General features: G+C 40.1%; 7 protein-coding genes. All 7 read left to right on the forward strand.

The genetic code is table 11. The annotated features are described in order from the left end of the window. Positions 1-6 precede the first annotated feature (6 nt). The 7 genes from SORDD27_RS06455 to SORDD27_RS06485 all read left to right on the forward strand — a co-directional run bounded on the left by SORDD27_RS06455 (position 7) and on the right by SORDD27_RS06485 (position 6,472). A complete protein-coding gene (locus SORDD27_RS06455) occupies positions 7-930 on the forward strand; it encodes a carbohydrate ABC transporter permease (RefSeq protein WP_061428151.1) in 924 nt (307 codons plus the stop codon). A 108-nt stretch (positions 931-1,038) separates the two neighbouring features. Beyond that, positions 1,039-2,523 carry an ABC transporter substrate-binding protein gene (locus SORDD27_RS06460; RefSeq protein ID WP_044021556.1) on the forward strand — a complete coding sequence of 495 codons (1,485 nt, stop codon included), beginning with the start codon at positions 1,039-1,041 and terminating at the stop codon, positions 2,521-2,523. A gap of 160 nt (positions 2,524-2,683) precedes the next feature. Beyond that, positions 2,684-3,373, forward strand: a complete 690-nt coding sequence (locus SORDD27_RS06465) for a CPBP family intramembrane glutamic endopeptidase (protein ID WP_061428152.1) — start codon at positions 2,684-2,686, stop codon at positions 3,371-3,373. Between the two features lie 68 nt (positions 3,374-3,441). Beyond that, on the forward strand, positions 3,442-3,738 hold the full coding sequence (locus SORDD27_RS06470) for a bacteriocin immunity protein (RefSeq protein WP_061428154.1): 297 nt from the start codon (positions 3,442-3,444) through the stop codon (positions 3,736-3,738). Positions 3,739-3,869: 131 nt separating this feature from the next. After that, positions 3,870-4,856: an oxygen-dependent tRNA uridine(34) hydroxylase TrhO gene (gene trhO / locus SORDD27_RS06475; protein ID WP_061428156.1), complete on the forward strand. Its 987-nt coding sequence runs from the start codon at positions 3,870-3,872 to the stop codon at positions 4,854-4,856. Positions 4,857-4,978: 122 nt separating this feature from the next. Continuing rightward, positions 4,979-5,839, forward strand: a complete 861-nt coding sequence (locus SORDD27_RS06480; protein ID WP_061428158.1) for a DUF4299 family protein — start codon at positions 4,979-4,981, stop codon at positions 5,837-5,839. Between the two features lie 144 nt (positions 5,840-5,983). Continuing rightward, positions 5,984-6,472, forward strand: coding sequence for a TM2 domain-containing protein (locus tag SORDD27_RS06485; protein WP_061428160.1), 489 nt, complete (start codon positions 5,984-5,986; stop codon positions 6,470-6,472). The last annotated feature ends 165 nt before the right edge of the window (positions 6,473-6,637 follow it).

Genomic DNA, 6,637 nt, shown 5'->3' on the forward strand with positions numbered 1-6,637 from the left:
GAGAATATGGCAGAAAAGAAAATTAAAAAAGAAAAAATCGATAATGTCGGCATTCACTCCTTCAGTAAGAAAGCAGATATCTTCTTTAGTATCATCTCTGGTTTGATCGCTCTTTCTTGTATCTTGCCCTTTATCTTCGTTATCATCATTTCGGTGACAGACGAAAAGAGCATCCTCCAGTATGGATATAGCTTTTTCCCTTCGAAGTTTGGTGTAGATGGATTCCAGTTCTTAGCTCAGTTTAAAGATAAGATCCTCCAAGCGCTCTTTATCTCAGTTTTTGTAACCGTAGTCGGAACAGTGACCAACGTCTTCATTACAACCACTTATGCCTACGCCATTTCACGGACAACCTTTAAGTATCGCAGATTCTTTACGATTTTTGCTCTTCTTAGTATGTTGTTCAATGCTGGTTTGGTACCAGGTTATATCGTGGTCACTCGCCTGCTTCAACTGGGTGATACAGTTTGGGCCTTGATTGTTCCAATGCTTCTCTCACCATTTAACATCATCTTGATGCGTTCCTTCTTCAAGAAGACCATTCCAGAAGCCATTTTCGAATCTGCTCGTATTGATGGTGCCAGTGAAGCTCGGATCTTCTTCCAGATTTGTTTGCCATTGTCACTTCCAGGTATCGCAACCATTACGCTTTTGACAGCTCTTGGTTTCTGGAACGACTGGTTCAACGCCCTTCTTTACATCAAGAGTGATAACTTGTATCCATTGCAATATTTGCTTATGCAAATCCAGCAAAATATGGACTACATTGCAAAAGCAGTCGGCCTATCTGGCCAACTGGGAGTCGCTCTTCCAAAAGAAACAGGTCGTATGGCCATGGTTGTAGTTGCAACCCTTCCAATCGCGATTCTGTATCCATTCTTCCAACGCTACTTTGTTAAAGGTTTGACAATCGGTGGTGTGAAAGAATAGCACTTACTGAGAAACACCGTTTCTCCCTTCTCAACTTCATCATAGCGATTGAAGTTAAAAATTATTAAATCGTTTATAAGTTTAAAAATAAAAAAAGGAGTTTTTATCATGAAAAACTGGAAAAAATATGCTTTTGCATCTGCTAGCGTAGTCGCTTTGGCTGCTGGTCTCGCTGCTTGTGGAAACCTTACAGGTAATAACAAAAAAGCTGCGGACTCAGCTTCAGGTGAAAAAACTGTTATCAAAATGTACCAAATTGGTGACAAACCAGATAACTTGGATGAATTGCTAGAAAATGCTAACAAAATCATCGGTGAAAAAGTTGGTGCCAAATTGGATATCCAATACCTCGGATGGGGTGACTATGATAAGAAAATGTCTGTTATCACATCATCTGGTGAAAACTATGATATCGCATTTGCATCTAACTATGTCGTAAATGCTCAAAAAGGTGCCTATGCTGACTTAACAGAATTGTATAAAAAAGAAGGAGCAGAGCTTTACAAAGCACTTGACCCAGCTTACATCAAAGGGAACACTGTAAACGGTAAGATCTATGCAGTACCAGTTGCAGCTAACGTTGCATCATCTCAAAACTTTGCCTTCAACGGAACACTTCTTGCTAAATACGGTATCGATATTTCAGGTGTAACTTCATACGAAACACTTGAGCCAGTCTTGAAACAAATCAAAGAAAAAGCTCCAGATGTAGTACCATTTGCGGTTACGAAGAACTTTATCCCATCTGATAACTTTGACTACCCAGTACCAAATGGACTTCCATTTGTTATTGACCTTGAAGGAGACACTACTAAGATCGTAAACCGTTACGAAGTACCTCGTTTCAAAGAACACTTGAAGACTCTTCACAAATTCTATGAAGAAGGATACATTCCAAAAGACGTAGCAACAAGCGACACTTCATTTGACCTTCAACAAGATACTTGGTTCGTTCGTGAAGAAACAGTAGGACCAGCTGACTACGGTAACAGCTTGCTTTCACGTGTTGCGAACAAAGATATCCAAATCAAACCAATCACTAACTTTATTAAGAAAAACCAAACAACACAAGTTGCCAACTTTGTTATCTCAAACAACTCTAAGAACAAAGAAAAATCAATGGAAGTGTTGAACCTCTTGAACACGAACCCAGAACTCTTGAACGGTCTTGTTTACGGTCCAGAAGGCAAGAACTGGGAAAAAATTGAAGGTAAAGAAAACCGTGTACGCGTCCTTGATGGCTACAAAGGAAATACTCACATGGGTGGATGGAACACTGGTAACAACTGGATTCTTTACATCAACGAAAACGTTACAGACCAACAAATCGAAGATTCTAAGAAACAATTGGCAGAAGCTAAAGAATCTCCAGCACTTGGATTCATCTTTAACACTGACAATGTGAAATCTGAAATCTCAGCAATTTCTAACACAATGCAACAATTCGATACAGCTATCAACACTGGTACTGTAGACCCAGATAAAGCTATTCCAGAATTGATGGAAAAATTGAAATCTGAAGGTGCCTACGAAAAAGTATTGAACGAAATGCAAAAACAATATGACGAATTCTTGAAAAACAAAAAATCATAAGATTGATTGATTTCGTGTATTCATTCCTAATTCCTAAAAATGTGATCACTGCCTTCCCTAGTTCTCTAGGGGAGGTAGTGATTTTTAGGATGTAAAAATGAAAACAGTGGTTCTGAGGGTTTATGCGATGTGATACACATACATCTATAGAGGATTTATTATGAAAAAATATCGCCTTCTTTTCAAAATGAGTGCTGTCTTCTCTTACCTATTTTTCGTATTTGGCCTTTCTCAGCTGACGCTTATTGTCCAAAACTATTGGCAATTTTCTTCCCAGATTGGCAATTTCTTCTGGATTCAAAATATCTTGAGTTTGCTATTTAGCGGAGTCATGATTTGGATTCTGGTTAAGACAGGCCATGGCTATCTATTTCGCATTCCAAGAAAAAAATGGCTTTGGTATTCGATTTTGACGGTATTAGTGGCAGTGTTCCAGATCTCTTTTAACGTTCAGACAGCTAAACATGTTCAGTCTACTGCTGAAGGTTGGGCTGTATTGATTGGTTATAGTGAAACTAACTTTGCAGAGTTAGGTATCTATATAGCTCTGTTCTTTCTGATTCCACTGATGGAAGAGTTAATCTATAGAGGATTACTGCAACACGCCTTTTTTAAAGATTCGAGATTTGCTCTTGATTTGCTTCTTCCGTCCATTTTATTTGCTCTCCCTCATTTTTCAAACTTTCCTAGTCTGTTAGATATCTTCGTCTTTGCAACAGTTGGAATCATCTTTGCTGGTTTGACCCGCTATACCAAGAGCATTTATCCTTCCTATGCAGTGCATGTGATCAATAATATTGTAGCGACATTACCATTTTTACTGACTTTTTTACATAGGGTGTTTGGGTAAAATACTGGCAGGCGAGTTTGGGATTATAGTGTTTCAATTTATAAGCGAATTTCAGGAGGAAAATGAGAATGACACCATTAAAATGGTTTGCTGGAGGAAGTGAAAGGCGTTGTGAAGCCATGACCATCATTGATCATCTATTGGAAGATATAAAGGCTGCGCCTCAACTTACTCCCTTGAAAAATCAGTTAGTGATTTATCAAAAACGATTAGAGGATGATGGAACCTCTACTCCATTTATTCTGAGCCAAATGAACGTCGCCATCTCACGTGTATTAATTGACAACAAGTTGTGTTTGTCAGAAAGTCAAGCTAAGCAAATCAAAAAATTGAGAGAATTATCTGCGATTCGCTATGGTTACTGATAAAGTGCAGGGGTAGGACTCTTTCTACAATTTCCGGTCAAATAAATTGCATTCGTTTTCTCAAGTGGGTATACTAGTATAGTTGAATGAAAAATTCTGAAAATTTAAGAATAGAAAAGAGAACAAATCTTATGGCAAAAGATATTCGTGTCTTACTTTACTACCTTTATACTCCAATTGAAAACGCAGAGCAATTTGCGACAGATCACTTGGCTTTCTGTAAATCAATCGGTCTCAAAGGCCGTATCCTGGTCGCTGATGAGGGAATCAACGGAACAGTTTCAGGTGACTACGAAACAACTCAAAAATACATGGACTACGTTCACAGCCTACCAGGCATGGAAGACCTCTGGTTCAAGATTGACGAAGAAAATGAACAAGCCTTCAAGAAGATGTTTGTTCGCTACAAGAAAGAGATTGTCCACCTTGGTTTGGAAGACAACGACTTTGACAACGACATCAACCCACTTGAAACAACAGGTGCTTACTTGTCTCCAAAAGAGTTCAAAGAGGCTCTTCTTGACGAAGATACAGTGGTCCTTGACACACGTAACGATTATGAGTACGACCTAGGACACTTCCGTGGGGCTATCCGCCCAGACATCCGCAACTTCCGTGAGTTGCCACAATGGGTCCGTGACAACAAGGAAAAATTCATGGACAAGCGTGTCGTGGTTTACTGTACAGGCGGCGTTCGCTGTGAGAAATTCTCAGGCTGGATGGTGCGTGAAGGCTACAAAGATGTTGGTCAATTGCACGGAGGAATCGCAACTTACGGTAAAGACCCAGAAGTTCAAGGCGAGCTTTGGGATGGGAAAATGTACGTCTTTGACGAGCGTATCGCCGTCGATGTCAACCATGTTAACCCAACCATCGTAGGGAAAGACTGGTTTGATGGAACACCATGTGAACGTTATGTCAACTGTGGCAATCCCTTCTGTAACCGTCGTATCTTGACATCAGAAGAAAATGAAGACAAGTACCTTCGTGGATGCTCACACGAGTGCCGTGTTCACCCACGAAACCGCTATGTTGCTGAAAATGAATTGACACAAGCAGAAGTGGTGGAGCGCTTAGCTGCTATCGGTGAAAGCTTGGATCAAGTTGCTACTGTATAACATCAAACAGCTCCTCAGGGGCTGTTTTTCTATGCTTTTTATCTAAAAATCTAAAGTTTGTTTCTGTATCTTTCAGGAAAATAGGGTATACTATGTGTAAACGATTTCAAAGGAGGCCAGTTATGGCGAAAATATTTTTTATCCCAAATAAAGAAAGCATTCTAGGACAACAGGAGATCTTGACTGCCAAGTCTATCTTGGCCTTGGTGGAGGGCTTGGAGTCACACAGTTATGATGCAGTCTATCTCCGTCAGCCCCTCAATCGTCTCGAGTATATCGAGTGTGGGATTGTAGGCCAGTCGCAATTTCTCTTCAGGGTGAACTATGCGGATAGCCGAAAAGGCTATCAAGTGGTGATTCCAGACTTCCTTACCAGAGCGGATTGGGAGATTGTAGACACTCTCCTCCAAGCCCTATCGAGCAAGTTGGGGCAAGTGGTAGAAGGGCTAGAAGGGTTTGACTTTGAAGCTTATTTCCGACAAACAGTTCAGAATTATCTAGCGGATAAGGCGGTTCGTTTAGTATATTGCCAAGGAATCTTGTCCCCTATCTATCTCAACAAGGAATACCTAGAGAGCTTTTTGGCTGAGGATGGATTGGCACGTTTTGAAGAGCTGGTCAAGAAGGTTCAAGGCTCTGATGCCTACCTTGCCAGTGTGAGATTTTACCCAGACACCCAAGGCAAGGTACACGGTATCTACCACCTAGCCCAGGGAGTCAAGACGATTTTGCCAAAGGAACCCTTTGTACCAGCTCCTTATACCGAGCAGCTGGCAGGCAAGGAGCTGGTTTGGGAGATTGATCTAGTGAAGATTTCTGGTGATGGCTCAAAAGCCGAAGACTATGAAGCCGTTGCAAGATTGGATTACCAAACCTTCTTAGCAGCTTTACCAGAACAACTCTACCAAGACCTAGATGCCAACCAAGTAGAGGCAGGGCCAGTTTCAGGAGAGGATTTTGAAGCACTGGTAAATGTAAAATAAAGGAATTCTAAGGGAAGATGCATTGAATGTTTTTCTTTTGGTTAAATTGAACTGGGACTTTGAAAAACATAGGAAACACAGAGGAAGTTTGACAAAAAGGAAAAAAATGTCTAAAATATAAGAAAACATAAAGAGGAGATTATTATGTCAAACTTTACAGATTCATTCTTGTCAGCAAATACTGCTAACTTCCCATCAGAGCAACTTCCATCACTTCGTGAACGCTTGAGTCAATTAGATGATTCACAAGCAAACCAAGTGATTGCTGCTACAGATGTTAAAAACCCTACAACAGCTTTGATTCTTTCAATCTTCTTAGGTTCATTTGGGGTTGACCGTTTCTACATTGGTAATACTGGTCTAGGAATTGGTAAACTCTTGGCTACTTTGCTTTTGCCTTTTATCACATTCGGATTCTCACTATTCTTTACTTGGATCTGGATTGTTGTTGACTGGTTCCTTATCATGAACGCTACAAAAGCAGCGAACTTGGAAGCTATTAACACTGCTCTTGCTACAATGACAGCTACTCCTGAAACTGTAGAAGTCATCGAAGAAAAAGTAGAAGTTGTTGCAGAACCAGCAGAAGTTATCGAAGAATCAGCAGAAGTTATCGAAGAACAAGCAGACTAATCTTTTTGGATATTAAAAAATCCTGTCAGTATTTGATAGGATTTTATATTGATTGCTACATAAAATCTGCAGAGCACCAAATCAAAGTTATCATATGATAGAGGTATTGAAATCTTATTGGAACGGGCGAGAAACCTGTTGAAAACTTGACAAATAAGAAAAAAA

Origin of the sequence: Streptococcus oralis, from assembly GCF_001579025.1 — a bacterium.
GTDB classification, from domain to species: domain Bacteria; phylum Bacillota; class Bacilli; order Lactobacillales; family Streptococcaceae; genus Streptococcus; species Streptococcus oralis_X.